This window comes from Actinomadura sp. NPDC049382, from assembly GCF_040677125.1.
GTDB classification, from domain to species: Bacteria; Actinomycetota; Actinomycetes; order Streptosporangiales; family Streptosporangiaceae; genus Spirillospora; species Spirillospora geliboluensis.
Genome location: NZ_JBFARO010000011.1, coordinates 1 through 26,725, shown reverse-complemented (window position 1 = coordinate 26,725; position 26,725 = coordinate 1). Strand labels below are relative to the sequence as shown.

Annotated in this window: 29 protein-coding genes; 16 read left to right on the top strand and 13 right to left on the bottom strand. The window is 72.8% G+C overall.

Annotation, left to right across the window (positions count from 1 at the left end):
• Window positions 1–82 precede the first annotated feature (82 nt).
• A complete protein-coding gene (locus AB0K34_RS09980; protein WP_240807242.1) occupies window positions 83–691 on the bottom strand; it encodes a hypothetical protein in 609 nt (202 codons plus the stop codon).
• A gap of 110 nt (window positions 692–801) precedes the next feature.
• Window positions 802–1,425, bottom strand: coding sequence for a TetR/AcrR family transcriptional regulator (locus AB0K34_RS09975; protein WP_138634789.1), 624 nt, complete (start codon window positions 1,423–1,425; stop codon window positions 802–804).
• A 140-nt stretch (window positions 1,426–1,565) separates the two neighbouring features.
• Here AB0K34_RS09975 and AB0K34_RS09970 point away from each other — a divergent pair, with 140 nt between their 5' ends.
• The 5 genes from AB0K34_RS09970 (at window position 1,566) to AB0K34_RS09950 (ending at window position 7,133) form a co-directional block, all read left to right on the top strand.
• The gene (locus AB0K34_RS09970; RefSeq protein ID WP_364547142.1) at window positions 1,566–2,861 is read left to right on the top strand and encodes a GH1 family beta-glucosidase; all 1,296 of its coding nucleotides are present in this window, start codon (window positions 1,566–1,568) and stop codon (window positions 2,859–2,861) included.
• 19 nt (window positions 2,862–2,880) lie between these two features.
• Complete coding sequence (locus AB0K34_RS09965) at window positions 2,881–3,294, top strand: MarR family transcriptional regulator (protein ID WP_138634783.1); 414 nt, start codon at window positions 2,881–2,883, stop codon at window positions 3,292–3,294.
• Window positions 3,295–3,376: 82 nt separating this feature from the next.
• Window positions 3,377–5,122 carry a peptidylprolyl isomerase gene (locus tag AB0K34_RS09960; protein WP_364547138.1) on the top strand — a complete coding sequence of 582 codons (1,746 nt, stop codon included), beginning with the start codon at window positions 3,377–3,379 and terminating at the stop codon, window positions 5,120–5,122.
• A 136-nt stretch (window positions 5,123–5,258) separates the two neighbouring features.
• Window positions 5,259–6,794: a serine/threonine-protein kinase gene (locus AB0K34_RS09955; protein WP_364547135.1), complete on the top strand. Its 1,536-nt coding sequence runs from the start codon at window positions 5,259–5,261 to the stop codon at window positions 6,792–6,794.
• A gap of 54 nt (window positions 6,795–6,848) precedes the next feature.
• Window positions 6,849–7,133, top strand: coding sequence for a chorismate mutase (locus AB0K34_RS09950; protein WP_364547132.1), 285 nt, complete (start codon window positions 6,849–6,851; stop codon window positions 7,131–7,133).
• Here the strand turns inward: AB0K34_RS09950 and AB0K34_RS09945 are convergent.
• Both AB0K34_RS09945 and AB0K34_RS09940 read right to left on the bottom strand, forming a co-directional pair.
• Window positions 7,118–7,660 (bottom strand): hypothetical protein, encoded by a 543-nt coding sequence (locus tag AB0K34_RS09945; RefSeq protein WP_364547129.1) that lies wholly within the window; start codon window positions 7,658–7,660, stop codon window positions 7,118–7,120. The genes AB0K34_RS09950 and AB0K34_RS09945 overlap by 16 nt on opposite strands.
• Before the next feature lie 91 nt (window positions 7,661–7,751).
• Complete coding sequence (locus tag AB0K34_RS09940; protein ID WP_138634768.1) at window positions 7,752–8,993, bottom strand: ROK family transcriptional regulator; 1,242 nt, start codon at window positions 8,991–8,993, stop codon at window positions 7,752–7,754.
• 118 nt (window positions 8,994–9,111) lie between these two features.
• Here AB0K34_RS09940 and AB0K34_RS09935 point away from each other — a divergent pair, with 118 nt between their 5' ends.
• The 4 genes from AB0K34_RS09935 (at window position 9,112) to AB0K34_RS09920 (ending at window position 11,390) form a co-directional block, all read left to right on the top strand.
• Window positions 9,112–9,309 carry a hypothetical protein gene (locus AB0K34_RS09935; protein ID WP_138634765.1) on the top strand — a complete coding sequence of 66 codons (198 nt, stop codon included), beginning with the start codon at window positions 9,112–9,114 and terminating at the stop codon, window positions 9,307–9,309.
• A gap of 53 nt (window positions 9,310–9,362) precedes the next feature.
• Window positions 9,363–10,013, top strand: coding sequence for a GNAT family N-acetyltransferase (locus AB0K34_RS09930; protein ID WP_364547125.1), 651 nt, complete (start codon window positions 9,363–9,365; stop codon window positions 10,011–10,013).
• 8 nt (window positions 10,014–10,021) lie between these two features.
• Window positions 10,022–10,774 carry a class I SAM-dependent methyltransferase gene (locus AB0K34_RS09925; protein WP_364547271.1) on the top strand — a complete coding sequence of 251 codons (753 nt, stop codon included), beginning with the start codon at window positions 10,022–10,024 and terminating at the stop codon, window positions 10,772–10,774.
• Window positions 10,775–10,847: 73 nt separating this feature from the next.
• Window positions 10,848–11,390 (top strand): YdeI/OmpD-associated family protein, encoded by a 543-nt coding sequence (locus tag AB0K34_RS09920; RefSeq protein WP_364547122.1) that lies wholly within the window; start codon window positions 10,848–10,850, stop codon window positions 11,388–11,390.
• Window positions 11,391–11,413: 23 nt separating this feature from the next.
• Here the strand turns inward: AB0K34_RS09920 and AB0K34_RS09915 are convergent, their stop codons facing one another.
• Both AB0K34_RS09915 and AB0K34_RS09910 read right to left on the bottom strand, forming a co-directional pair.
• Window positions 11,414–12,466, bottom strand: coding sequence for an MBL fold metallo-hydrolase (locus AB0K34_RS09915; protein ID WP_364547119.1), 1,053 nt, complete (start codon window positions 12,464–12,466; stop codon window positions 11,414–11,416).
• 10 nt (window positions 12,467–12,476) lie between these two features.
• Window positions 12,477–13,463 (bottom strand): helix-turn-helix domain-containing protein, encoded by a 987-nt coding sequence (locus tag AB0K34_RS09910; RefSeq protein ID WP_364547116.1) that lies wholly within the window; start codon window positions 13,461–13,463, stop codon window positions 12,477–12,479.
• A gap of 52 nt (window positions 13,464–13,515) precedes the next feature.
• Between AB0K34_RS09910 and AB0K34_RS09905 the strand changes: the two genes are divergently transcribed.
• Complete coding sequence (locus AB0K34_RS09905; RefSeq protein WP_364547113.1) at window positions 13,516–13,914, top strand: cupin domain-containing protein; 399 nt, start codon at window positions 13,516–13,518, stop codon at window positions 13,912–13,914.
• Window positions 13,915–13,921: 7 nt separating this feature from the next.
• On the opposite strand, the gene AB0K34_RS09900 is transcribed toward AB0K34_RS09905, so the two are convergent.
• On the bottom strand, window positions 13,922–14,695 hold the full coding sequence (locus AB0K34_RS09900; RefSeq protein WP_364547110.1) for an endonuclease/exonuclease/phosphatase family protein: 774 nt from the start codon (window positions 14,693–14,695) through the stop codon (window positions 13,922–13,924).
• A 210-nt stretch (window positions 14,696–14,905) separates the two neighbouring features.
• Here AB0K34_RS09900 and AB0K34_RS09895 point away from each other — a divergent pair, with 210 nt between their 5' ends.
• From AB0K34_RS09895 to AB0K34_RS09885, 3 genes are all read left to right on the top strand, one after another.
• Complete coding sequence (locus AB0K34_RS09895; protein WP_364547107.1) at window positions 14,906–15,184, top strand: hypothetical protein; 279 nt, start codon at window positions 14,906–14,908, stop codon at window positions 15,182–15,184.
• 92 nt (window positions 15,185–15,276) lie between these two features.
• Window positions 15,277–16,383 carry an LLM class flavin-dependent oxidoreductase gene (locus tag AB0K34_RS09890; RefSeq protein ID WP_301175329.1) on the top strand — a complete coding sequence of 369 codons (1,107 nt, stop codon included), beginning with the start codon at window positions 15,277–15,279 and terminating at the stop codon, window positions 16,381–16,383.
• Window positions 16,384–16,413: 30 nt separating this feature from the next.
• Window positions 16,414–17,409, top strand: a complete 996-nt coding sequence (locus tag AB0K34_RS09885; RefSeq protein ID WP_364547103.1) for a helix-turn-helix transcriptional regulator — start codon at window positions 16,414–16,416, stop codon at window positions 17,407–17,409.
• Window positions 17,410–17,441: 32 nt separating this feature from the next.
• On the opposite strand, the gene AB0K34_RS09880 is transcribed toward AB0K34_RS09885, so the two are convergent.
• From AB0K34_RS09880 to AB0K34_RS09870, 3 genes are all read right to left on the bottom strand, one after another.
• Window positions 17,442–18,545 (bottom strand): CapA family protein, encoded by a 1,104-nt coding sequence (locus AB0K34_RS09880; protein WP_364547100.1) that lies wholly within the window; start codon window positions 18,543–18,545, stop codon window positions 17,442–17,444.
• Window positions 18,546–18,798: 253 nt separating this feature from the next.
• Window positions 18,799–19,716 carry an SPFH domain-containing protein gene (locus tag AB0K34_RS09875; protein ID WP_364547097.1) on the bottom strand — a complete coding sequence of 306 codons (918 nt, stop codon included), beginning with the start codon at window positions 19,714–19,716 and terminating at the stop codon, window positions 18,799–18,801.
• Window positions 19,713–20,159, bottom strand: coding sequence for an NfeD family protein (locus AB0K34_RS09870; protein ID WP_138634729.1), 447 nt, complete (start codon window positions 20,157–20,159; stop codon window positions 19,713–19,715). Before AB0K34_RS09870 ends, AB0K34_RS09875 begins: the two co-directional genes overlap by 4 nt.
• A gap of 148 nt (window positions 20,160–20,307) precedes the next feature.
• Between AB0K34_RS09870 and AB0K34_RS09865 the strand changes: the two genes are divergently transcribed.
• Both AB0K34_RS09865 and AB0K34_RS09860 read left to right on the top strand, forming a co-directional pair.
• Window positions 20,308–22,539 (top strand): molybdopterin oxidoreductase family protein, encoded by a 2,232-nt coding sequence (locus AB0K34_RS09865; RefSeq protein ID WP_364547093.1) that lies wholly within the window; start codon window positions 20,308–20,310, stop codon window positions 22,537–22,539.
• Between the two features lie 104 nt (window positions 22,540–22,643).
• Window positions 22,644–23,558, top strand: a complete 915-nt coding sequence (locus AB0K34_RS09860; RefSeq protein ID WP_138634723.1) for a Rieske (2Fe-2S) protein — start codon at window positions 22,644–22,646, stop codon at window positions 23,556–23,558.
• 12 nt (window positions 23,559–23,570) lie between these two features.
• On the opposite strand, the gene AB0K34_RS09855 is transcribed toward AB0K34_RS09860, so the two are convergent.
• The 3 genes from AB0K34_RS09855 to AB0K34_RS09845 all read right to left on the bottom strand — a co-directional run bounded on the left by AB0K34_RS09855 (window position 23,571) and on the right by AB0K34_RS09845 (window position 25,566).
• Window positions 23,571–23,807 carry a hypothetical protein gene (locus AB0K34_RS09855; RefSeq protein WP_138634720.1) on the bottom strand — a complete coding sequence of 79 codons (237 nt, stop codon included), beginning with the start codon at window positions 23,805–23,807 and terminating at the stop codon, window positions 23,571–23,573.
• A gap of 89 nt (window positions 23,808–23,896) precedes the next feature.
• A complete protein-coding gene (locus AB0K34_RS09850; RefSeq protein ID WP_301175326.1) occupies window positions 23,897–24,670 on the bottom strand; it encodes a sulfite exporter TauE/SafE family protein in 774 nt (257 codons plus the stop codon).
• Window positions 24,671–24,777: 107 nt separating this feature from the next.
• Window positions 24,778–25,566 (bottom strand): ABC transporter ATP-binding protein, encoded by a 789-nt coding sequence (locus AB0K34_RS09845; protein ID WP_138634714.1) that lies wholly within the window; start codon window positions 25,564–25,566, stop codon window positions 24,778–24,780.
• A 221-nt stretch (window positions 25,567–25,787) separates the two neighbouring features.
• Between AB0K34_RS09845 and AB0K34_RS09840 the strand changes: the two genes are divergently transcribed.
• Window positions 25,788–26,555, top strand: a complete 768-nt coding sequence (locus AB0K34_RS09840) for a hypothetical protein (protein ID WP_138634711.1) — start codon at window positions 25,788–25,790, stop codon at window positions 26,553–26,555.
• The last annotated feature ends 170 nt before the right edge of the window (window positions 26,556–26,725 follow it).

Below are 26,725 nucleotides of genomic sequence, written 5' to 3'. Positions count from 1 at the left end.
GTCCCAAAGCCGTCGCCCGCACCTCCCCGGAGGGAGACGCGGGCGAGGGGACGAGCGGGCCGGTGCGCGGACGGGCGCCGGGTCAGCGGGACTGGAGGGCGTCTAGGCCGACGGCCTGCGCGATGACGAGCCGGCGGTCGAGGCGCGGGTCCTTGATGTCGACGGTGTAGCGGTCGCGGAACCCGAACTTCTTCTCCACCGAGAAGACGACCTGGTCGCCCGCGTAGAAGTCGAAGTGGTACGGCCAGGCGAACGGCAGGCTGTCCACGTACGGGATGATCTGCCAGACGCGCCGCAGCACGGCCACGAACTTGTTGCGCTCGCTGCCCGTGGTCACGCCGAGGCCCGGCTGCTCCATGTGCCAGGTGGAGGCCAGCAGCGACTTCTTGAAGTCCTTGCGGAAGACGCCGATCGGCTGCCCGTGCGCGTCGGTGATGTCGTAGGCGGACGCGAGGTCGATCCGCTTGCGCGCCTTGAAGCCGAGGATCGGACGCGTCTTGGTGTCGTCCGAGTACAGGGTGACCTGCTCCTTGAACGCCAACCGCTTCTGCTGCGCGAAGGCGAGCAGCTCGCCCTCCCCGCCGCCGGGGGCCTCGGCGTGCACCTCGTACTGGTTCACCATCAGGCGCACCCGCTGCCGGATCAGCAGCCTGTTCTGCGCCTGCAGTCTCTCTTCGTCCAGCGGACTCACCCGTTCTGTCGCGTTGTGCGGTGGGAGTCTGCCACAGCGCGTCCCCGACATCCCGGTTTTTCCGGGAGTGGGGGACCCCGACGCCTTTGGGCGACGGGGGAGGGCCCTGATCAGGAGTGCTGGATGTGGGAGGCGAGGTAGGCGTGGATCATGCGCTCGGCCTCGGCGACGATCTCGGGGTCGCCCTCGGGGCTGCGGCGGAAGGCCATCTTCAGCACGGCGTCGCCGGCCTCGACCGCGATGGCGAGGGCGGTGGCGAGGCCGGGGGTGTCCTGGACGTCGAACGTGCCCACGATCATGCGGCGCAGCCGGTCGGCGACGACGGCGTTGTTGTCGGCGTCGGAGTCGAGCAGGTTGACGTCGGCGACGTCGCCGAACCGCAGCACGCGGAAGCCCGGGACGGTGCGGTGCATCTCGACGAAGATCTCGATGATGGCACCGACCGTGTCGGACCAGTCGCCGAACCCGCCCGCGGCCAGCCGCGCGGAGATGCGGTCGCCGAACTCCTCCAGGTTGCGCAGGGCGAGGGCCTGCGCGACGGCGCGCTTGTCGGGGAAGAACTGGTACACCGAGCCGATCGCCACTTCGGCGCGCTGGGCGATGCGCGTCGTGGTGAGGCCGTCGTAGCCGTCCTCGTCGAGGATGTCCGCGCAGGCGTCGAGCATCCGCTGGACGCGTTCGGCGCTGCGGCGCTGGGCGGGACGGCGGCGGAGCGGGGTCCGGATCTCGGTCACCAGGTCATTGTCCCCGACCGCGGGGGTGCCCCGCATGGACCGCCTAGCCGTTCCCCACCCCGGGGCCACCGGAGTCTTCCGCCCGCACCACCCCGCCACTAATATCCGAAGGCTATTCGCATTTTCGGGAGGGGATCGCGATGGGGCTTCCGGAAGGCTTCCGCTGGGGCGTCGCCACCGCCGCCTACCAGATCGAGGGCGCGGTGGACGAGGACGGGAGGGGCCCGTCCACCTGGGACACCTTCGCGCGCACGCCGGGACGCGTCCGGGACGGCCACACCGGCGACGTCGCCTGCGACCACTACCACCGGTGGCCGGAGGACGTCGCGCTGATGGCGGGCCTCGGCGTCGACGCCTACCGGTTCTCGATCGCGTGGCCGCGCGTCCAGCCGTCGGGGAGCGGGCCCGTCAACGCCAAGGGCCTCGACTTCTACGACCGGCTCGTGGACGGCCTGCTCGCCGCCGGCATCTCCCCCGCCGCCACCCTCTACCACTGGGACCTCCCGCAGCCGCTCGAAGACGCCGGCGGGTGGCTGGAACGTGACACCGCCTACCGGTTCGCCGAATTCTCCTACCTGGCGGCCGAGCGGCTCGCGGACCGCGTGGACATGTGGATAACCCTGAACGAGCCCGTGGTCGTCATGGCCTACGGCTACGCGTTCGGCGTCTACGCGCCCGGCCGGGCGCTGATGCTGGACGCGCTCCCCACCGCGCACCACCAGCTCCTCGCGCACGGCCTCGCCGTCACCGCGCTGCGCAGCCGCAACGCCCGCGCCGTCGGGCTGACGAACCACTACTCGCCAGCGTGGGCCGCGTCCCCCGCCGACCAGCCCGCCGCCGACGCGTTCGACACGTTCATGAACCGGCTGTTCACCGACCCCGTGCTGCTCGGCCGCTACCCCGACCTGATGGGGGACGCGCCCTACATCCGGTCGGCGGACATGTCGGTCATCGCCTCGCCCATCGACTTCCTCGGCGTGAACTACTACCAGCCGACGCGGCTGGCGACGCCGTCCGAAGGCCCGCTGCCGTTCGAGATCACGGACATCACCGAGTACCCCACGACCGGCATGGGCTGGCCCATCGTCCCAGACGCCTTCCTGTCACTGCTCCGCACGCTCGACACCCGCTACGACCTGCCGCCGCTCTATATAACGGAGAACGGGTGCTCGTTCCCCGACGAGATCGGCGCGGACGGCACGGTGGACGACTCGTCCCGCATCGCGTTCATGGACGCCCACATCAAGGCCATGCGCACCGCCGTCGACGAGGGCATCGACGTCCGCGGCTACTTCGCGTGGTCGCTGCTGGACAACTTCGAATGGTCCGAGGGCTACCACCCGCGCTTCGGCCTCGTCCACGTCGACTACGCGACGCAGAAGCGCACCCCAAAGAAGTCCTACGGCTGGTACAGGGATCTCATAGCGTCGCCGTAACCGGTTTTACGCTGGGAGTATGCCCGTCGAAGGACAAGTCCTCGGTAGAGCCCTCAGGCAGGCCCAGTACCGGCACCACAGGGCCCTTGACGGCAGGCTCGCCGGCGTCGGCACCACGCTGGCGCAGTGGGACGCGCTCCGGGCGATCAGCCGCTCCCCGGGCGCGTCCGCCCGGGCGCTCGCCGCCGAGACGTTCCAGAGCGAGCAGGCGTTCGGGACGCTCGCCGGGCGCCTCACCGCGCAGGGGCTCATCGACCGGCGCCCAGGCGCGGGCCGGAGCATCGAGCACCACCTCACGCCCGCCGGCGAGAAGACCCTGGCGGCCGGGCACGCCGTCGCCGACGAGGCCCTCGCCGAACTCTTCGCCCCGCTGGCGGAGGACCAGCGGGCCGCCCTCCTCGACCTGCTCCTGCGCATCGGCCGGACGGACTGACCCGCGCGCCCCGGCGGCCCTCCCGGATAGTCTGCTCTCTCCGCTTTCGCCGGGGAGGTAGTGGATGCCGGAAAGTCGTCCGTTGCGCAGCAACGATCCGCGCGAAGTGGGCGGATTCCGGCTGACGGCCCGGATCGGCGAGGGCGCCCAGGGCACCGTCTACCTGGGCGAGTCGGACGAGACCGGGCAGCGCGTCGCCGTGAAGCTGCTGCACGCCGACTTCGGCCGGGACCCGCGGGCCCGCACCGCGTTCGAGCGGGAGCTCGCCGCGGCCCGCCGCGTCGCCCCGTTCTGCACCGCCCGCGTCCTCGCCGCCACCGCCGACGACGACCTCCCGCACATCATCACCGAGTACGTCGACGGCCCGTCGCTGAAGGACCTGATCGCCGAGCGCGGCACCGCGTCCCCCGACGAGCAGGTCCGGCTGGCGATCGGCACCGCGACCGCGCTGGCCGCGATCCACGAGGCGGGCGTCGTCCACCGCGACTTCAAGCCGGCCAACGTGCTGCTCGGCCCGGACGGCCCGAAGGTCATCGACTTCGGCATCGCGCGGCCGCTCGACGCCACGTCCGCCACCATGACCGGCGCCGTCGGCACGCCCGCCTACATGGCGCCCGAGCAGGTGTCGGGCTCGTCCGGCGGCGCGCCCGTGGACATGTTCGCGTGGGCCTGCACGATGGCGTTCGCCGCCAACGGGGTGCCGCCGTTCGGCGGCGACTCGGTCCCGGCGATCATGCAGCGCATCCTGTACGGGGAGCCGGACCTCGGCGCGCTCACCGACCGGCTCCGCGATCTCGCGGCGTCCTGCCTGGCCAAGGACCCGGCGGACCGTCTCACCGCCACGCAGGTGCTCCAGCGGCTCCTCGGCATCGGGCCGGACGCGAACCTCCTCGCCGAGGGCACCTCCGCCGCCACCCGTCCCGCCGGCACCGCGCCCGCCGCCGCGCCGATCGCGCCCCCGCCTCCGGCCGGCCCGTGGACGCCGCCGGCCGCCGCCCCCGCGCCGCCCAACGCCGGGCCTCCGTTCGGCGGGGGCACCGCTCCCGGCGCCGGCCCGGTCGGGCTGCCGCCGGGCTTCCCCGCCGCCGCGAGCACGCGCCCGGCGAAGGGGCGGAGCAAGCGTCCGCTGCTCGTCGCCGGTGCGGCGGCGGCCGGTGTGCTGCTGGTGGTGGGCGGGCTCACCACCGCGATCCTGCTGAACGGCGGCGACGAGCCCGGCACGAAGAAGACCGACGATCCGAACAGCGGCAAGCCGGTCGCGCAGACGACGCACGCCGGAGCCAAATGCACCTACCCGCCCTCGTCCAGCAATCAGGTGAAGTTCGTCGGGACGCCGCCGGTCAGCCCGCCCCAACTTCCCACCAAGGCCACCATCAAGACCAACGTCGGCGTCCTGGAACTGAAACTGGACCCGGCGGCGCCGTGCACGGTGAACTCGCTCGCATTCCTCGTCAAGAAGAACTTCTATAACGGCACGTCATGCCACCGTCTGACCACGAACCCGAGCCTGAAGGTCCTCCAATGCGGTGACCCGACCGGAACCGGAGCCGGAGGCGCGTCGTACGTGTTCGCCAACGAGAACACGTCCGCGCCCTACAACAGGGGCACCGTGGCCATGGCCAACGCGGGCCCCGGCACCAACAGCAGCCAGTTCTTCATCCTCTACGGGGACGCACCGGCCATCGACCACTCCTATTCGGTCTTCGGGCAGGTCACCTCCGGTCTGAACGTCATCGACCGGGTCGCCGGGAAGGGCACGGAGAGCGGCGACGACGGCCAGCCCAAGCAGAAGGTCACGATCACCGAGTTCACCACCTCGGCGGCATAGCGCCCGTTTGCCACGCCTTCCCGTATTCGCCGCTTCTGCGTCTCCTGACCTACACCGCGTCGCACCGGTCCGCTTTAATGGCGGTCGACTCGCCCCGGCGAGCGGAAACCTGAACATCGGAGCACGGGGAGCCGCGGTGGAAGACCTGCGTCCTGGAGACCCTCGCGCCGTCGGCCGATATGCGCTCTCGGCCCGGCTCGGCGCGGGCGGAATGGGGCAGGTATTCCTCGGCTCGTCGCCGGGCGGGCGCCCGGTGGCGGTCAAACTCGTCCATCCGGGGCTGGCCTCCGACGCCGAGTTCCGGCGGCGTTTCAAACGCGAGGTCGAAGCGGCGCGCCAGGTCGGCGGCTTCCACACCGCCCCGGTCGTGGACGCGGATCTCGACGCCCCCGTCCCATGGCTGGTCACGGCCTACGTCCCCGGTCCGTCGCTCGCCGCCGCCGTCGCCGAGCACGGGCCGTTCCCGCTGGAGTCGGCCCTCGTGCTGGGCGCCGGGTTAGCCGAGGCCCTGGAGGCCATCCACCTCGCCGGCGTCGTGCACCGCGACCTCAAGCCCTCGAACGTGCTGCTCGCGGCCGACGGCCCGCGCGTCATCGACTTCGGCATCGCCCGCGCCGTGGACGCGTCCGGTGTCACCGCGCACGCCGGGACGCCCGGATTCATGGCGCCCGAACTGCTGTCCGAGGGGACGGTCACGCCCGCCTGCGACGTCTTCGCCCTCGGCGCCGTCCTCGCGCACGTCATGGGGGTGCGGCCCTTCGGCGAAGGGCCCTCGGAGGCCCTGGTCTACCGGGTCGTCCACAAGGAACCCAACCTGGACGCCCTGCCTGACCCCCTCCGGGACATCGTCGCGAACTGCCTCGCCAAGGACCCGGCGGCGCGTCCGGAGCCGCCGGAACTGCTGGACGCGCTGCGCCCGGCCGGCGGCAGCGGGGCGTGGCTTCCGCAGCCCGTCCAGGAAATGCTGACCCGCTATCCCGCCCCCGGCACCGACCCCGCCTTCGGGACCGGCCCCCGGGTTGGAACCGGGCAAGGAGCCGGAACCGGTCAAGAAGCCGCGGGCGAGGCCAGCGGGTGGACGCTCGTCGCCCCGGAAACCCATGCCACCACGCAGCTTCCGCCCGTGCTGTTCAAAGGCAACAGACTTCCCGTCGCGCTGGCGCTCGTCGGGCATTCCCTCCGCTTTCTGCTCGGCCTCGTCCTCGGCCTCTTCACCTTGAAGGGCGTGGTCGGCATGGCGGATTCCGGGGGCGGCCCCTTGCCCGTGCTGATCCTCGCGGTGCTCTTCGTGATGGCCATCGCACTCGTCCGCGTCCCCGTGGCCTGGCTCGTCCCGCTCATCAGGGAACTGCTGAGCCCGTGCGACCTGGAAATCAGCCACAACGGCATCCAGGTCCGGTTCGGCGGCCGGCTCGTCCGCTACCCGTGGCAGGGGATCGGCCGCGTGGTGGTCCGCCGCGCGGACTCACCCGCCGGATGGTCGCTCTGCGTCTCCCCTGCCGCCGGCACCGGTCATCCACCGACGAGAGGGCCGCGCACCCCGCTGTGCTACCTGGAGAGGAAGACGGGCTGGATCGTCGTCATGCCCGTCCACCGGATCAAGGGTTCCCGGCAGGAGCTCGAAGGCGTCCTCATGCGCTACAGCGGCCCGCGCTGGGGCGGCAACGGCTGACTCCGGGCGGGGGCGGCCACCCGCCGGCCGTCCCGCGGCTGGAATGATCGCGGCATGGATTCGCTGGACGAGGTGCGGGCCCGGATCGACGGCATCGACGGCGAGCTCGTCCGCCTGCTGGCGGAGCGGCAGGGCCTGGTGCGCGCCGCCGCCGCCTTCAAGACCGACGAGCAGGCGGTCCGCGCCCCGGACCGAGTGGAGCGGGTCGTCGCGCTGGCGCGGCGGCGGGCGGCGGACGCGGGCCTCGCGCCCGAGGTCGCGGAGGCCGTCTGGCGGTCGATGATCGCCGCGTTCATCGACCTGGAGCTGGCGGAGCACGCCGCTCAGCGCCCGAGCTGACCCGAGAGCCGCCCCGCGGCCGGCACCGTCCGGCGGCGGTAGTAGTGGACGGTCAGCACCGCCAGCAGCGGCCCCCAGGCGAGGAACGGCGCGTAGGCGGCCGTCATGACGGCCCCGGCGAAGCCGTGCGGGCTGTCGCTGTCGGCCATCGCGTCCGTCCAGCCGGAAGCGCCCACCAGGCCCAGGGCCGTGACGGCCGCCGCCCCCAGCGACGCCGTGCCGACGGCGAACGGCACGGGCACGCGGCACCCGCCGACGAGCGGGAACCAGCGCGGGAACACCTCGCCCCACGGCCGGACCAGCCCGAACGCGAGCAGCGCGAAGAGTTCGCAGACGACGCTCAGCGCGAAGACGTACGGGGTGCCGATCGGATGCGGGAAGTCGGCCATCTCGCCGCCCTCCGCGAACCCCATCGGCACGCCGAGGCCGAGGGCGATCCGCCACAGGCCGGACGGCAGGACGGTCAGCGGGACGAGGTGGGCGACGCGGTCGGCCCACACGGGCACCGGACGGGCGGTGGTGGTCATGGACTTCATGCTCATCGGCGCGCCCCCGCCGCCACGTCACCCGCGAGAGCCATGATCATCCCCCGCCGGAGGGAAAACGGGCCGTCCGGCCCTAGGCGTTCGCGCGCTCGGCGCCGAGGACGCCCAGCGGGTCGGCCAGCAGCGCGGCGAAGCCCAGCTCGGCGGCGCCCGCCAGCGTCGCGTCGTAGCCGAGGGCGGCGGTGCGGAGCGCGACCCGCTCCCGCGACACCGGCAGGCCGCTCGTCCGGACGCGGGCCCGGACCTGCGGCGCCGCGCCCCGGTAGATCTCGCTCAGCATGCCGCCGAAGACGACGACGCCGGGATTGAACAGGTTGATCAGGTTGACGACGCCGATGCCGAGCCAGCCGCCGACCCGGTCCAGGGCGTCCCGGGCCGCCGGGTCACCCCGCTCGGCCGCCGCGACGACCGCCCGCACGCCGTCCCGGCCGACCGGCCCGCCGGCGCGTCCGGCGGCCTCCAGCAGCGCCGGTTCGCCGACCTCCGCCTCCAGGCAGCCGCGCGAACCGCAGTTGCAGGGCCGCCCGTCGTACGGGTTCACGATCATGTGGCCGAGTTCGGCGGCGTAGCCCTCGTCGCCGTCCAGCAGCCGGCCGCCGACGATGATGCCGCCGCCCACCCCGACGTCCCCGTGCAGGTAGACGAGGTTGCGGCTGCCGACGCCCGCGCCGCGCACGTACTCGGCCAGCGCGCCCAGGTGGGCCTCGTTGCCGACCGCCACCGGCAGCCCGAGCCCCAGCCGCCGGCCGAGCTCCGGACCGACGTCGAGGTCCGTCCAGCCCATGGTGGGCGCCAGCCGCACCTTGCCGTCGACGGCCCTGATCATGCCGCAGTACGACACCCCGACGCCGACGCACTCCGCTCCGTCCGGCGCGGCGGCCACGAGCGCGCCGCCGAACCCGGCGAGGGCGCCGACCACCTCGTCGAGGTCGTCCTCGCCGCGGCGGCGCGGCGCCTCCCGGCGCTCCAGCACCGTCCCGCCGAGGCCGACCCTGGCGGCGACGAGCCGGTCCACGGCGACGTCGAAGGCCAGCACGTACGCCCGCGCGCTCTCCGCGCGGACGACCAGCGACGGCCGGCCCGCGCGGCCCGTCGCGGCGGCCGGCTCCTCCCGCACCAGCCCGGTGGCGGCCAGCTTCGCGATCAGCGTGAGGATCGTGCTCCGGTTGACGCCCATCCGCTCGGCCAGTTCGGTGCGCGACACCGCCCCGTCCCGGTGCACCTCCCGCAGCACGGCGCCGGCGTTGCGCCGCCGCGTCGGCTGCGGCACCCGCCGCGCGGGGCCGGTGACACCCGACAGGAGAGAGGACGACATGCCGTCCAAGCTACCCAAGGAGCGTCCCCGGCCCCATCGCGGAGGGATGAGAACAGGGTTGCCCGAGCGTTGGAACGAAGAGCGAGCACCGCTCCCTGACCAGGAAGGACATTGACCGATGGCCCTGAAGCGACCGTCCTTCCTGCCGTCGCTGGACGACCTCGAACGGCAGGCCGAGGCGCGCTCGGAGCACCGCGGCCGCCCCGGCTCCCAGTTCGACCACCCGACGGCGAAGAACGTCTTCGTCGCCGTCCTGATCATCACCGTGGTCGCCCACCTCGTCGGCGGCATCGTCTTCCTGCTCCTCGGCCACTGACGCGCCGCGAAAACGGGATGCGGCCGGGCGCGCCGACCCGGCATCGTGAGGGAATGCTGGTCGACCACTTCCCCGTTCTGGGGCTCCGGCTGAGAACACCGCGCCTCGAACTGCGGCTGCCGTCCCCGGAAGAACTCGGCGCGCTGGCGGACGTCGCGGCGGAGGGCGTCCACGCGCCGGACACGATGCCGTTCATGGTCCCGTGGACGGACCGGCCGCCCGCCGAGATCGCCCGGAGCGTCGTCCAGCACCACTGGGAGACGCTCGGACGTTGGACGCCCGAGAACTGGCAGCTCAACCTCAGCGTCTTCCACGCCGGCGAGATCGTCGGCCAGCAGGACCTCAGGGCCCGCGACCTCGCCGTCCTGCGCCAGGTGTACAGCGGCTCGTGGCTCGGCATGCGCCACCACGGGCGGGGGATCGGCACCGAGATGAGAGCCGCCGTCCTGCACCTGGCCTTCGCCGGGCTCGGCGCCGACGAGGCCCTGTCCAGCGCCTTCGCCGACAGCCACGCGTCCCGCGCGGTGTCGCGCAAGCTCGGCTACACCGACAACGGCATCGGACGCCAGGTCATCCGCGGTGCGGCGACCACCGAGCACCACGTGCGCCTCACCCGCGCGGCCTGGGAGAAGCACGCCGCCGTTCCCGTCACCGTCGAGGGCCTCGCCCCGTGCCTCCCCATGTTCGGAGTCTCCGACCGATGAACCGGCCGATGGACCGCACCTTCGAGGAACTGCTGGACGAGGCCGAATCGGCACCCGTCGAAGGCTGGGACTTCTCCTGGTTCGAGGGCCGCGCCACCGAGCAGCGCCCCTCCTGGGGCTACCAGCGGCTCATGAGCGAGCGCCTGGCCCGCGCCACCGCCGCGCTCGACATCGAGACGGGCGGCGGGGAGGTCCTGGCCGGTGCCGGGACCTTCCCGCCGACCATGGCCGCCACCGAGTCCTGGCCGCCGAACCTCGCCAAGGCCACCCGCCTCCTGCACCCCCGGGGCGTGGTCGTGGTCGCCGACACCGGCGTCCTGCCGTTCGCCGACGGGGCGTTCGACCTCGTCGTGAGCCGCCATCCCGCCACCGTCCGGTGGGCGGAGATCGCCCGCGTCCTCGCCCCCGGCGGGACGTACTTCGCGCAGCACGTGGGCCCCGCGAGCGTCTTCGAGCTCACGGAGTACTTCCTCGGCCCGCAGCCGGAGGCGCGCGGCGCCCGCCATCCCGACGTCGAGAGCGCCGACGCCCGCGCCGCCGGGCTCGTCATCGCCGACCTGCGCCACGAGCGCCTCCGCATGGAGTTCTCCGACATCGGCGCGGTCGTCCACTTCTTGCGCAAGGTCATCTGGATCGTCCCCGGCTTCACCGTCGCCGAGCACCGCGACCGCCTCCGCGCCCTGCACGACCGGATCCGCCGCGAGGGGCCCTTCATCGCCCACTCGTCCCGCGTCCTCATCGAGGCGCGCAAGCCCGGCTGACCCGCCCGGCGGTCTGTCGGAGGGCCGTGCGATTCTCTAATCCCGCTGGTCACGCCGAGCATGGGGGCCGCTCATGATGCACTTCCAGGACGCCGCCGCATGGGAGGCGTGGCTGGCCGCGCACCACGACTCCGAGGACGGCGTCTGGCTGAAGATCGCGAAGAAGGGCGCGCCCGTCGACTCGCTCAGGATCGGCGACGCGCTGGACGTCGCGCTGTGCCACGGCTGGATCGACAGCCAGCGCAAGGGCCTCGACGAGCACTTCTACCTGCAGCGCTACTCGCGGCGCCGCAAGGGCAGCCCGTGGTCGCGGGTCAACGTGGAGCGGGCGGAGGCCCTGATCGCGGCCGGGCGGATGCGCCCGGCGGGCCGGGCCGAGATCGACGCCGCCCGCGCGGACGGCCGCTGGACGGCGGCCTACGTCCGGCAGCGCGACGCCGCCGTCCCGCCCGACCTGGCCGCCGCGCTCGCCGCCCGCCCGGAGGCCGCCGCCCGCTTCGAGGAGTTGGGCAAGACCGACCGCTACCTGCTCATCCTCCCGCTCCTCAAGGCCCGCACCCCGGCCGGCCGCACGGCCCGCCTGAACAAGGCGATCGAGTCCCTGCTGGCCGACTGAACCTGCCGGCCGGCTGAAAAGGGTCAGGCCGACAGGCGGTACGTCGTGCCGCTGCTGCTCTGCACCCAGGCGTCGGGCAGCGCGGCGGCCAGGGCGTGCTGGGCGCGCCAGCCCGTGCAGTGCCCCGGGACGAGAAGGCTCGGCGCGAGGTCGGTCAGCGCGGCGACGGTCGGCGGGATGACCGGTTCGAAGGCCGGGCCGCCGAGATGCAGGCCGCCGACGAGCGCGTGCAGCCGGTCCACGCCGGTGAGCCGGCGCGCGTGCCGGACGATGTTGACCGCGCCCGCGTGCCCGCAGCCCGTCAGCACGACCAGGCCCCGGTCGCGGACGTGCACGACGAGCGCCTGGTCGTCGGCCACCAGCGGGTCGTGCACCCAGCCGGAGCCGGTCCACGCCTGGTGCGGCGGCGGCATGCCGCGCTCGAACTCGGTGGTGCGGTCGACCTCGCCGGTGATCAGCACGCTGCCGTCCAGCAGCAGCGACGGCTCGCGGCGCTCGATGACCTCGAAGCCCTCCCCGGCCAGGGCGCGGGGGCTCAGCGTCGGCAGTTCCTCCGGCTCGCGGCCGGGCACCGCGAGGCGCCGCCGCGTCCAGGCGAGCGGGTGCACCACCATCGGCAGCGACCGGACGCCGCGCCTGCCCGCCAGCCCGGCGAGCCCGCCCGCGTGGTCGAAATGGCCGTGGCTGAGCACGACGGCCTGGATGCCGCCGAGGTCGAGGCCGAGCCGGTCGGCGTTGGTGACCATCGCGTCCGGGGACAGGCCGGTGTCGAACAGCAGGGTGGTGGAGCGGTCGCCCCGGCGCACCGTGACCAGCGCGGAGAAGCCGTGCTCGGCGACCATCCCGGCGAAGGTCCGGCCCTCCTCGAACTGCGGAGCCGTCACCGCGCCCTTGCCGGCGCCGGCGCGCCGGGTGCGCTCGCCGTCGGTCAGCAGGGCGTCGTAGACGTTGTCCACCAGGGTGACGATCTCGACCTCGTCGACCGGCTCCAGCGCGATCGGATCGACCGCCGCGCCCGCCGCCGGACGCGGCATGGACGCCAGTGCCTCCGCCTGCCCGCCGCCTGTCTCGCACATGATCGCAAGCCTAACCGCGGCGCTCCGCCGCGCTCTCCGCGGCCGCGAAGCGCCGCCGGTAGGCGGACGGGCTGAGGCCGGTGCGGCGGCGCAGCTGGGCGCGCAGGTTGGCGGGGGTGCCGAGGCCGCTGGCGCGCGCCACCGCGTCCAGCCGGGCCTCGCCGCGCTCGATGATCCGGCAGGCCAGCTCGACGCGCTCGGCGGTGAGCCAGGCGAGCGGGGTGGTGCCGAGTTCGGCCTGGAAGCGGCGGTGCAGCGTGGCCGGGCTGACGGCCGCGCGGGCCGCCAGGGCGGGCACGGTCAGCGGCTCGTCCAGCCGCTCCCGCGCCCAGTCGAGCAGGGCCGCGAGCGAGCCGTCCGGGATGTCCGGCATCGGGCGCTCGATGAACTGCCGCTGGCCGCCGTCGCGGTGCACGGCGAACACCAGCCGGCGGCTCACCGCGTTCGCGATCTCCGCGCCGTGGTCGCGGCGGACGAGGTGCAGCCCGAGGTCGAGGGCGGCGGCGCTCCCGGCGGAGGTCAGGACGTCGCCGTCGTCGACGAACAGCACGTCCGGTTCGAGGTGGACGCGGGGGAAGCGCGCCCGGAACGTCTCGGCCCAGCGCCAGTGCATGGTCGCGCGGCGCCCGTCGAGGACGCCCGCCGCCGCCAGCGTGAACGCGCCGGTGCACAGGCCGACCAGCCGGGCGCCGCGCGCGGCGGCGGCCCGGACGGCGGCCAGGACCTCGGGCGCGGGGTCCTCGTCCGGGTCCGGACGGTTCGGCACGATCACCGTGTCCGCGCGTCCGGCGGCGGACAGGTCCGCGATGCCCGACATGGTGAACAGCCCCGCGTGCATGACGGCCTCGCCGCCCGCGGCGCACAGCGCGAAGTCGTACCAGGGGCGGTCCAGCTCGGGGCGGCGCAGGCCGAACAGCTCGGTGGCCACGCCCATCTCGAACGGGTTGGAGCCGGTGTCGACGATCATCACCACGCGGTGCGAGGATCCTTGCGGCATACGCGATTTCTAGCACTCACGGCGGGGTGCGGCGGCCCGGCAGGGTGGTGGGGTGAACAGCGAACCCATCGAACTCGCGGCGGCGCTGGCCTCCTTCAGCGACCTGTGGAGCCCGCGCATCGTCGCCAGTGTGAACGACTACGACGTCCGCGTCGCCAAGGTCGAGGGCGACCATGTCTGGCACGCCCATGACGACACCGACGAGTTCTTCCTCGTCCTCGACGGCGAACTCGCCATCGCCCTGCGCGACGCGCCCGGCGGCGGCGAACGGACGGTCACCCTTCCCAAGGGGGCGGTGTTCGTCGTCCCGCGAGGCGTGGAGCACAAGCCGTCCGCGCCCGGCGGCGCCGCGATCCTGCTGTTCGAGCCGACCGGCACCCTGAGCGTGGGCGACCGCCATGACGCCGTGCCCTCTTCGGTGGACGCCACCACGGGCCACCCGCTGACTTGATCCGGGGCTAGAGCGTCACCGTGGCCGCGATGCCGTAGTGGTCGGAGAGGGGGGCGGTGGTGCCGTCGTCGAGGCGGATCTCGTCGGTGAACACCAGACGGGGCTCCGCCTCCAGACCCGGCCTGTGGAGGAACTGGTCGATCGCCCCGATATCGGCGTACTCGGGGCGGAAGGTGGGCTCCGTGCGGCCGGCGAGGGCGTCCCGGAGGCCGGCGGCGGCCGCGAAATCCGCGAAATAGCGGGAGTCGCGGGGCACGTTGAAGTCGCCCATGGCGATCAGCGGTTCCGCCGTGTCGATCCTTTTGATCGCGGTCGCGAGCTGCTCCAGTTCGGACTGCTCCACCTTGGTATAGGCATTGGACGGGGACCAGTCCATGTCCATGTTCGCGGAAAGGTGCGTGTTCACCACCGTCAGGCAGCCGCCCGGCAGCCGTATGCGGGTGAACAGCGCGCCTTTGTTCAGCAGCCATTCCGGCCGGGCGGGGCGGGCGAGCGCGTACGGCTGGAAGTGGGTTCTGGCGATCGGCCACCGGGAGAGCGTGACCAGGCCGCCGCGGACGATCGGAAATCCCCGGGCCCGCGCCATGAACGGGAAGGACGCCGTCGCCCGGCGGAACCGTGCGAGGACCGGCGGCGATACCACTTCCTGCAGGCAGACGATGTCGTAGTCCGATTCGTCGACGAGCCGGGCCAGCGCGTCCATGCGGGCCCGGACGCGGCCCCGGAACAGCGTGTTGAAGGTGAGGACGCGGATTCGCCGCGCGTCGTCCCGCATCGCCATGCCGCCACCCTACGTCGCGGGGCGCCCGGCCGCCCGCGCTCCGGCCGCGGGGCGCTTTGTTCGAGGAAATGCGCCTTTTGCGTTATTTGTCGCTAGCCGGATGCCGCGCTGGACTATCCCATTCGCGTTGAAGCCCGTCACCCGGTGGTCCATGATGGAGGCCGCCGCACGTTTGCCCACCCGACCCCGCGACATCGAAAGTGCCCCTTGATGCACAGCGATCCCCTCCATGGCGAACAATCCTGCTCGATGCCGCGCTGTGGTCGCCCGTCGTGCTTCCATGTGCGGCTGAAGGCGGCCGCCCGGACCGAGACCGGACGCGATTCCTGCGGCGCCCATCTCGCCGAAGTCGTGCAGGAATTGGCGCTGCGCGCCCGCGAGCGGCGCAAACGGCCGGCGCGCGTCGTCGTGTACGCCACGGGAGAGCGCCGGCGGACGAAAGAGCCCGGCCCTTTCGACCGGCTCGCGCTCGGCACCATCCCGGTGTGAGCACCCGGCCGCCGCCGGCCGTTGCCGATCGTCCCCCGGCTTCCGATACTGGGCGGGCAATGCCGAACGCCGCCGGACGGAAAGAGGTCGGCATGGGATTCCAGCTTGGCTTGTTCTCCCCCAACACCGAATCGGGACTGGCGATCACGAAGGCCCCGGAAAGGTGGCACGCGACCTGGGAGAACAATCTCCGGCTCGCCCGGATCGCGGACGAGAGCGGCATCGACTTCCTGCTGCCCGTCGCCCGCTGGACCGACTGGGGCCCCGACACCGACTTCCACCGCAGCGCCCTCGACCCGCTCGTCTGGGCGTCCGGGCTCCTCGCCAGCACCAAGCGGCTGCGGGTGTTCAGCACCGTCCACACCGCGTTCCACCATCCCGTCGTCGCCGCCAAGCAGCTCGCGACCGCCGACCACCTCAGCCAGGGCCGGGTCGGGCTGAACATCGTCGCGGGCTGGCACGCGCCCGAGTACGAGATGTTCGGCCTCACGCTGCCCGACGACCACGACACCCGGTACTCGCTCGCGCAGGAGTGGTGGGACGTCGTCAAGCGCATCTGGTCGACCGACGAGCCGTTCGACCACGACGGGCGGTTCTTCAAGCTCCAGCACGTCGTGGGGCGCCCCAAGCCGTTCAACGGGCACAGCCTGCCGGTCATCAACGCGGGCTCGTCCAGGCAGGGGCGCTCGTTCGCCGCGCGCAACGCCGACCGGGCCTTCACCGTCGTCGCCGGTCCCGAGGACGGCGCGGAGATCGTGAAGGCCATCCGCGCGGAGGCCGCGTCCCACGGCCGGACGGTCGGCGTCTTCACGCTCGGGCACGTCGTCTGCCGGCCGACCAGGAGCGAGGCTGAGGACTTCCTGCGCTACTACGCCGACGAGCAGGCCGACTGGCCCGCCGTCGACGAGGTGATGCGGCTGCAGGGGCTGCACGCGCAGTCGTTCACGCCCGAGATGCTCCAGATCTACCGGGACCGGTTCGCCGCCGGCCACGGCAGCTGCCCGCTGGTCGGCGACCCCGACGACGTGGCGGACGGCATCGCGGAGTTCGCGCGTGCGGGCTTTGACGGTATCGCTCTGTCGTTCCTCAATTACGCTGATGAACTGGGCCACTTCGCCGCCGAGGTCATGCCTCGGCTGCGGGCCCGGGGTGTCCTGCCCATCGACCGTCCCGAACCGGCTCCGTCCGCCCGACCATGACTCTCACCCGACCATGACTCCGACCCGACCATGACTCTCACCGATGCCTCGCCGCCGCTGTCGGCGTACCAGCGGGTCGTCAGCGCGGACATCGACGTCCTGCACGACTCGGTCGAACCCTTCGCCGTGGGCCACGACCTCCAGGCCCGCGACCCGTGCGCCCCTCTCGACGGTGCCGTCAACGCCCTCGCCCTGGGCGCGGTCAACCTGGTCTGGGTGCGGTACGGGGGCGGCGGGGTCGTCGTCGACACGCCCCCGACGGAGGGGCACTTCGCCATGTGCGCGCCCATGGCGCCCATGGGCGTCGAGTACCGGTCCACGCACAACAACGACGTCGCGGGCGGCAGCCTGGTGCTGTCCCACGACGAGGCGATGCGGATGACGCCACATCCGACGCTGGGCTGCCTGGTCATCGCCACGAGCACCGGGCGGCTCGCCGACCACCTCGCCTGCCACCTCGGGCGCGACTACACCGCGCCGCTGCGCTTCCACCGGGCCGGCAGGCCCGCGATCGCGCCCGCCTCGATCGTGGAGCGCACCTGGCGGCACGTGTGCGACGTCCTCGACCACGCGACGGGCCGGGGCGGGCTGCACCCGCTGGCGGCGCGCACGCTGGAGGAGTCGCTGCTCACCGCCCTCCTGCTCGGCCTGCCGCACACGGCCACCGAATGCCTCGCCGAGCCGCCCGCGCGGTCACCGCACCATCTCGCCGGCACCATCCGCGAGTGGGTGGAGCACCACCACCACCGCCCCATCGGCGTCACCGACATCGCGGCGGCGGTGGGCATCAGCGTCCGCCAGCTCCAGGCGATCTGCCAGGACGAGTGGGGCCTCACCCCCACCCAGCTGTTGCGCGGGGTCAGGCTCGACCACGCGCGCGCGGCGCTCAGCGTGGCGCAGCGCGGCCCCGGCACCGTCACGGACGTCGCCAAGGCCGCCGGGTACTTCCACATGAGCCGGTTCGCCGCCCACTACAGGCAGCGCTTCGGCGAGACCCCGACGCACACCCTCAAGCGCATCGGCTGAGCCGCCCTCAGGGAGTTTCAGGACGCCGGACTTCAGGACACAGGACTGGCCGAGAGCCCCGTGCAGCCGCGCAGCCCGTTCCACCGCTTGAGCTCCGCCTTCGCCGCGGCGCCCTTCATCGGGATGGGGACGCCGCCGCTGATGAGGGCCGGGCTCCACTTGTCCTTGGTGACCTTGCCGTCCTGCACCTTCAGGAACAGCACACCGGACTTCGCCGTCTGGCCGTTGGCGGAGTAGAACACGAAGTTGCCCATGCCGTAGTGGACGTACGCGTTGTCCATGTAGCCGCCGCCCAGCGGAATGTGCGCGTGGCCCCCCACGATGATGTCGGCACCGGCCTCGACGAGCTGCTGGGCGAGTTCCTTCTGGCGCGGCAGCGGGCACGGCTGGAGTTCGGCGCCCCAATGCAGGTGGACGATGACGACGTCCGCCCCCTTGCGCGCCTCCTTCACCGCCTGCACCATCCGGGGGACGTTCTTGGCCGAGGCAAGACCGCCCTTGGTGTCGGTGGCCGTCCACGCCTGGATCAGGTTGTCGTCCAGCACCTGCGTGGCGCCGACGACGGCGAGCTTGTTGCCCTTCACCGTGACGCGGTATGGCTTGAAGGCGTCGTCCTCGTCCTTGCCGATGCCGACGACCGGGAACCCGGTCCGCTTGATGGCGGCCAGGGAGTCGCGCAGGCCGCCGTCCATGAAGTCCATGCCGTGGTTGTTGGCCATGGAGACGACGTCGACCCCGGCGGCCTTCAGCGCCTTGAACGCGGTCGCCGGGGCCCGGAAGGCGTACTGCTTGCCGGGCGCGGGCGTACCGCCGGTCGTGATGGCCGTCTCGAGGTTCAGCATGGTGAAGTCGGCGGCGCGCAGCTGCCTGGCCACCGGGCCGAGCGCCGTGGACGGGTTGCCGAGCCGGGCGCGGAGCTGCCCCTCGAAGTGGGTGTCGCCGCCGAACGCGATGATGATCGGCTCCTTCGCGGGCGCCGGGGGCTTCGTGGCCCCGCCGCCCCCCGCGGCGCCGGACGTCGCGGACGGCGGTCCCGCGCCCTCCGCCTCGGAGTCGCCCGAGCCGCCGCACGCCGCCGCCGTCATGGCCATCCCGACCAGGACCGCCGCCACGGCCGCCTTCCCCCGCCTGCTCATCGCTTCGCCTCCGTCCGGCCCAGTGGACCTGCTGGGTCGGCCAAGCATGCCACGAGCGGGCGACCAGGCCCACTAAAGGCAAACCGATCATTATCTTGAACCGGTCGTGTCTATGACGTTAGATTGAGCCGACCGCGACGCGGTCCCGCAGCCCACCTCCAGAGGGACGGCACGGCCTCGAGCCGCCTCTCACCCCCTGAAGCGGCCGGGTGGCCTCCCCCGCCCGGCCGCTTCGCCACGTCTGCCCCGAACGTCAGTCGCGCTCTTCGGGTGCCCCCTTGGCCTCGTCCAGAGCGCCGTTGAAGGCCCGGCTGACCGCCTGTAGCGCGGACGTCACCTCGCTGGGGATGACCCAGAAGGTGCTGCCCTGGCCCTCGGCCAGCTTCGGGAGGGTCTGGAGGTACTGGTAGGCGAGGAGCTTCGGGTCCGGGTCGGCCTTGTGGATCGTGTTGAAGACCTGCTCGATCGCCGCCGACTGGCCCTCGGCCTCCAGGATCGCGGCCTGCCGGGCGCCCTCCGCCTTCAGGATCGTCGACTGCCGCTCGCCCTCCGCGGTGAGGATCGCGGACGCGCGGGCGCCCTCGGCGGTGAGGATCGCGGCGCGCTTCTCCCGCTCGGCGCGCATCTGCTTCTCCATCGCGTCCTTGATGGACGGCGGCGGCTCGATCGCCTTGATCTCCACGCGGGTCACCCGGATGCCCCACTTGCCGGACGCGTCGTCCAGCACGCCGCGCAGCGCCGTGTTGATCCGGTCGCGGGACGTCAGCGTGGCCTCCAGGTCGAGGGTGCCGATGACGTTGCGGAGGGTCGTCGCGGTGAGCTGCTCGATCGCCTTGATGTAGTTCACGATCTCGTAGTCGGCGGCGCGCGGGTCGGTGACCTGGAAGAACAGCACCGTGTCGATGTGGACGACGACGTTGTCCTCGGTGATGACGGGCTGCGCCTTGAACGAGACCACCTGCTCGCGCAGGTCGAGGAGCGGCTTCACCCGGTCGACGAACGGGACGACGAAGCTGATGCCGGGTTCGAGGGTGCGGTGGTAGCGGCCGAGGCGCTCGACGTTGCGGGCGCGGGCCTGCGGGATGATCCAGACCGCCCGCATCACGGCGGTGGCCAGGACGAACACCCCGGCGAGCACGACGACGAGCAGGGCGATGGCGACATCGGTCATGGTGGCTCCTCGGCCGAGACCGGATACAGCAGGGCCGTGGCCCCTTCGATGGCGAGGACGTCGGCGGTCGCGCCGGCCGGGATGACGAGGTCGGGGTCGTAGGGGCGGGCCGTCCACTCCTCGCCGCCGATGCGGGCGCGGCCGCCGTGCCGGTTCACCTCGGTGAGCGTGTACGCCTCGCGGCCGACCAGCGCGGCGGTGCCGGAGCGCAGCGGCGGCGGCTGCCTGATGTGCCGGGTCGCGAAGGGCCGGACGAACGCGAGGCCCGCGACCGCCCCCACGCCGAACACGGCGGCCTGCGCGGCGAGCGGCAGGCCCAGCGCCCCGGTCAGCCCGGCGGCGAGCGCGGCGACGGCGAGGATGCCGAGGGCCAGCGTGAGGCTGAGCAGCTCGGCGATTCCGAGCAGCGCGGCGACCAGCAACCAGGCGACCCACGGCTCCATAGCAGCTCCCTAGCGGCTGCCGAAAGTCCTCGTATTAAAAGTAACTCTCAAAACCGTGCTTCGGCCATGCCTCGGGGGGCGGCCATGGCGCGGTATGGACGCACCGGTCATCATGGGACAACGGTCCCGTTTGACAAGGAGTGTCTCGATGGGCGACCGCACGGCGTTCCGCACCTGTCCCCTTTGCGAAGCCCTGTGCGGGCTGGAACTGACCCTGGACGACACGGGAGCGGTAACCCGCGTACGCGGCGACGTTAAGGACCCGTTCAGCAAAGGCTTCATCTGCCCCAAGGGCGCGACCCTCGGCAGCCTGGACGGTGACCCAGACCGCCTGGCGGAACCCCTCGTCAACGGCGAAGCGACCGGATGGGACGAGGCGTTCGAAGCCGTCCGGCGAGGTCTGGCCGGCGTCATCGAGCGGCACGGGCGCGACGCCGTCGCCGTCTACATCGGCAACCCGACCGCGCACTCGATCGCCGGGCCGCTGTACGTCGCCGCCATCGTGAAGGCGCTCGGCACCAGGAACCTGTTCACCGCCAGTACCGCCGACCAGATGCCGAAGCACGTCGCGTGCGGGCACATGTTCGGCGACCCCCTGGCGATCCCCGTCCCGGACCTCGACCGCACCGACCACCTGCTCATGCTGGGCGCGAACCCGCTGGAGTCGAACGGGAGCCTGGCCTCGGCCCCCGACTTCCCCGGACGGCTCAAGGCGATCCAGGCGCGCGGGGGCAAGGTCACCGTCGTCGACCCGCGCCGCACGCGGACGGCCGCGCTCGCCGACGAGCACCTGTTCATCCGCCCGGGGACGGACGCGTTCTTCCTCATGGCGCTCGTCCACACCCTGTTCGCCGAGGACCTGGTCGCGTCCCCCGAGCACCTGGCCGGACGCGTCAACGGCCTGGACGACCTGCGCGCCCTCGCCGTCGACTTCGCGCCCGAGCGCGTCACGCCCGTCACCGGCATCCCGGCGGACGTGATCCGGCGGACCGCCCGCGAGCTGGCCGGAGCCGGCCGCGCCGCCGTCTACGGCCGCATCGGGACCTGCACGCAGGCGTACGGGACGCTCAACAGCTGGCTCGTGGACGTCCTGAACGTCCTCACGGGGAACCTCGACCGGGAGGGCGGCGCGATGTTCCCGCGGCCCGCCCACATGCCCGTGTACCGGCGCAAGAAGCCGTTCACGACCGGGCGGTGGCGCAGCCGCGTCCGCGGCCTGCCCGAGGTCAACGGGGAGCTGCCGGTCGCCACGCTCGCGGACGAGCTGGAGACCCCCGGCGAGGGCCAGGTCAGGGCGCTGGTCACGATCGGCGGGAACCCGGCGCTGTCGTCCCCGAACGCCGCCCGGCTGGACCGCGCGCTCGCCGGGCTGGAGTTCATGGTCAGCGTCGACCCCTACCTGAACGAGACGACCCGGCACGCGCACGTGGTCCTGCCGCCGCCGCGCCCGGCGCAGACGCCGCACTACGACATCGCGCTGACGGGGCTCGCCGTCCGCGACTACGCCCGCTACTCGCCGCCCGTCGTCCCGCTGCCGGACGGGCGCCCCAGCGAGGCCATGCTCCTCGCGCGGCTCGCGATGGCCGCGACCGGCGCGGACGGCGACCCCGCCGCCCTCGACGAGATGATCATCACTTCGACGCTGGCGAAGGCCACCGCGCTCGCGGGCTCCCCGGTGCACGGCCGCGAGCCGGACGAGCTGCGCAAGATGCTCGACAGCGGCACGTCCACCGAGCAGCGGCTCGACATGATGCTGCGCCTCGGCCCCTATGGCGACGGGTTCGGCGCCGACCCGTCCGGCCTCACCCTCACCCGCCTGCGCACCGAGCACCCGCACGGCCTCGACTTGGGCGCCCTCAAGCCGCGCCTGGACGAGGTGCTCTGCACGACGTCCGGACGGGTCGAGCTGTGCCCGTCCACGTTCGCCGCAGACGTCGACCGGCTGCACGCGGCCCTGAGCGCCCCGCAGAACGACGGCACCGTACTGATCGGCCGCCGCCATCTGCGCTCCAACAACAGTTGGCTGCACAACGTCCCCGAACTGGTGCGCGGCTCCAACACGTGCACTCTCCAGCTCAACCCCGCTGATGCCGAACGTATAGGCGTCGCTGCGGGCGACACCGTCCGCGTCACCTCCCGCACGGGCACCGTGGAGGCCGTTGCAGAACCCACCGACACCGTCATGCCAGGCGTCGTCAGCCTCCCGCACGGATGGGGTCACGACCGCCCTGGGACGCATACCGCCGTCGCGCGCGAGCACGCGGGCGTCAACGTCAACGCCGTCACCGACGAGCAGGAGATCGACCCCCTGTCGGGCAATGCGGTGTTCAACGGCGTCCCCGTCACGCTGGAGGCGGTATCGCCCGCGCCGGTGCCCTGACCCCGTTGTTTAGCCCCTCCCGGCCGCAGGTAGGTATGACTGGCCGCAGGAGAACGCGGAAGACTAATGTCGCATCAGGCGTCTCATAGCCGCGGAGGAGGGACATGCACCGACGGGTGAACATATTCCGGCGCGGGTCCCGGCCGCAGGCGTCCCCCGGGATCGCGGACGCCACCGAGGCACTGGAGCAGGCGAGCGGATTGGACCGTACCATCCGCGTGCTGTCCACGGCCGTGCGGCGGACGCTGCGGCCCGGCCCGGCCAAGGACGCCCTGCACGGCGTCCCGCTCGGCCAGCCCGCCCATCCGCCGCTCACCGACGTGCCCGTCGGCCTGTGGGTCTCCGCCGCCGTCCTCGACCTCATGCCGGGGACGCGCCGCGCCGCGCAGGCCCTCGTCGCCGCCGGCCTCGCCGGAGCCGTCCCGACCGTGCTCACCGGCATCGCCGACTGGGGCTCGCTGCACCGCGAACAGCAGCGCGTCGGGCTCGTCCACGCCGCCGGGATGGCGACGACGAGCCTGCTGTACTCGGCGTCGCTCATCGCCCGCCACCAGGGCCGCGACGGCGCCGGCCGGGCGCTCGGCTTCGCCGGGCTGTCCACGCTCGTCGCCGGCGCCTACCTCGGCGGGCATCTGGCGTTCCGGCAGGCCGCCGGCGCCAGCCACGCCGACCAGGTCGCCCACCTCGTCCCGCTCGGCTGGCACGACCTGTGCGCCGCCGAGGAGCTCCCGGACGGCTGGCCCGTCACCCGCAGGCTCGGCTACATCCGGCTGTTCGTGCTGCGGACCGGCGACGACGTCCACGTCCTCGCCGACCGCTGCAGCCACCTCGCCGGGCCGCTCCACCAGGGCCGCATCGTCACCGACGACGAGGCCGACATCTGCGTCGTCTGCCCCTGGCACGGCAGCACGTTCCGCGTCGCGGACGGCTCGGTCGTGCACGGCCCCGCCACGGCCCGCCAGCCCGCCTTCGAGACCCGCGTCACCGAAGAGGGCATGCTCCAGGTGCGGCCCGTCTGACGCACGGCCCGCCTAGGCGGGCTCGGCGGGCTCGGTGCCGACGGGATGCTCCACCAGGGCCAGCACCCGGCTGGACATGAAGCGCGCCGTCCGGACGGGGGTGCCCGTCCGGGTGACCTCGGTGACCTCCACGACGCCGCGCCTGGTCGCGATCTCCACGCGGCGGCCGGCGCGGCTGGCCGCGACCTCGTACGTCCGCGTTCCGTCGCCCCCGGCGTCGACCACGATCTCGACCCTGTCGCCCTTCATCCGCGCGAACCTCCGGTAGTCGAACGTATATTCGAGATATACCCGAAATGCCGGCCCGCGAATCCCGGCACGGCCCCCGAAAACGCTGGTCAGGCCAGCAGCAGGTTCACGATCGCGGCCACGCCGACGGCGACGATCACGCCGCGCAGCACCAGCGGCGGGATGCGCCGGCCGACCCGCGCGCCGATCATGCCGCCGCAGGTCGAGCCCGCCGCGATCATCAGCACCGCGAGCCAGCTGACCTTCGTGTCGGCGAACAGCCACATGAGCGTGAACAGCAGCGCGGCGGTGCCGTTCACGACCGCCGACAGGACGTTCTTGCCCGCGTTGATGCGCTGCAGGTCGTCGTCCAGCATGATGCCGAGCAGGGCGATGAGGATGATGCCCTGCGCGGCGCCGAAGTAGCCGCCGTACATGCCCGCGAACAGCACGCCCGCCCACAGCACCGGGCCGCCGTGCGGATTGTGCTCGCCCTCGCGGCGCCGCATCATCCACCGCTGGAGCCGCGGCTGCACGACGACCAGGACCAGCGCGATGATGATCAGCGCGATGACGATGACGTTGAACGCCTCGGCGGGCAGGCCGAGCAGCAGCAGGCCGCCGATCACCGCGCCGAGGAAGGACGCGCTGGCCAGCCGCACCAGCCGGCTCCGCTGGCCCTTCAGCTCCTCGCGGTACCCGTAGGCGCCGGTCACGCCGCCGGGGACGAGCCCGATGTTGTTGGAGATGTTCGCCACGACGGGCGGGTAGCCGAGCGCCAGCATCGTGGGGAAGGTGATGAGGGAGCCGGACCCGACGACCGTGTTGATGCTTCCGGCGGCCACCCCGGCCGCGAAAATGGCGGCCGCGTCCAGCAGGTTCACGTGCGTCCCATCTCAGCGCTGCGAGTTCACGACGGTGCGCACATCGTAGGGACACCGGTGCCGGGCACCGTCGATCGGGGGGTGGTTCGGACGGGTTCCGCCCGATATCAGCGGAGCGAGCGGGCGTACCAGCGGCCGTTCTGGCGGTCGACCGTCAGCGGCAGCCCGAAGGTGTCCGAGAGGTGCTCGGGGGTGAACACCTCGTCCACCTTGCCCTGCGCGACGATCTGGCCGCCGCGCAGCAGCAGCGCGTGCGTGAAGCCCTCCGGGACCTCCTCCACGTGGTGCGTGACCATCGCCATCGTGGGGGCGGCCGGGTCGCCGGCCAGCGCGGCGAGGCGGGCGACGAGGTCTTCGCGGCCGCCGAGGTCGAGGCCGGCGGCGGGCTCGTCCAGCAGCAGGAGCTCGGGGTCGGGCATGAGGGCGCGGGCGATCTGCACGCGCTTGCGCTCGCCCTCCGACAGCGTGCTGAACGTCCGCCGGACCAGGTCGGCGCAGCCGAGCGCCTCCAGCAGCGCGACGGCGCGGCCGACGTCCGTCGTGTCGTACTCCTCCCGCCACCGGCCGATGATCGCGTACGAGGCGGTCAGCACCAGGTCGATGACGGTCTCACCGGCCGGGACCTTCTCCGCGACGGACGAGCTGGCGATGCCGATGCGGGGCCGCAGCTCGAACACGTCGGTGCGGCCGAGCTCCTCCTCCAGGATCTCGACACCGCCCTCAGTGGGGTGCAGCATCGCGGCGGCGACCTGGAGCAGCGTCGTCTTGCCGGCCCCGTTCGGCCCCAGGATCACCCACCGGTCGCCCTCGTCCACCGTCCAGTTGACATCGCGCAGCAGGGACGCCCCGCCGCGCCTGACCCCGACTCCGCGGAGCTGAAGCACCTCGCCGGCCATCGCGCGCCTTCGTCTCCCATCCGGTAGCCCGTGATCTCTCTCTCAGGAAAGAACCTATGCGATCCGGGCTGGCGGTGGGCCGCCGGATCCCCGGCGGAAACGGCGGCCCCACGGTGCTCCTCCGCCGCGATAGGTCCCTTACGTCCGGTGGAACCGGCGATCCGAGCGCTTATCGTGGATCGCATGCCCATTGCGAACTGTCTGGGAATGAGCCCGAACGCATGAGCGGGGCCGTCGCCACCGCGCTGGTCGCCTGGGGCAACGCCTGGCTGACGGGGCACGTCGGGCTGGACGAGGCGGTCGACGCGGTCGAGAAGAACGCCGGCCCGCAGATCCTCGGCGGCGAGCCCGCCGAGGTGACGCTGCGCCGCGGCCTCGGCGACCTGCGCGTCGGCGGGCTGTCGGCGCTGCGGCTCGCGCTGCCCGAGCCCGGCGACCCGCTCGGGCTGACCGGCCCGCCCGCGTTCAACACCGCGGCGATCGAGGCGGGCGCCGCCGTAGTCGCCGTCCTGGACGGCCGGGCGATGGGCCTGGTCCCCACCGAGGACCGGCGCGGCTCGTCCTACGTCGGCGTCCGCTGGACGCCCCACGAGGCGTCGGCGGCCCTGCCGGACGTCCCGTCCCTGGCCGAGGCCGACCGGAGCCTCACGCTAGCGATGCGGGACGCCACGGAGGCGCTGCTGACGGTGGACGACTTCGCCGGCGTCCCACCGGAGATCGCGGACGCGCTGGTCGACCTGCGCGACCCCGACCGCGGCGACCACCCGCTGGCCCCCGGCTACCCGCAGCGCGCACACCGCGTAGCCGCGCTGGCCGGCCGGCTCTCCCTAGTAGTGGACCTGGCCCGCCAGATGGACGACCGCGGCCTCAGCGCCGACCAGATGAGCCGCAGAGGCGAGGCCCTGCGCCTCCTGGACAGCGCCGTCCGCCGCGCCCTGGTGGCGGCCTGCAACAGCGCATTCGACCCAGTCCCCAGAACAGACCGCTAGCAAAAGGGACCGCCCAACCACCACAAGCCAGGAACACAAAAAGCCCCCACAAGGGGGCCGTAGGCCGAACCCCACGAGGGGGTGTAGGGGGAACCCCACAAAAGCCCATGTCCCTGGCGAGCGCGGCGATGCGGTCCTGCGTCGGGCCGATGAACTCGGCGCCGCCCTCG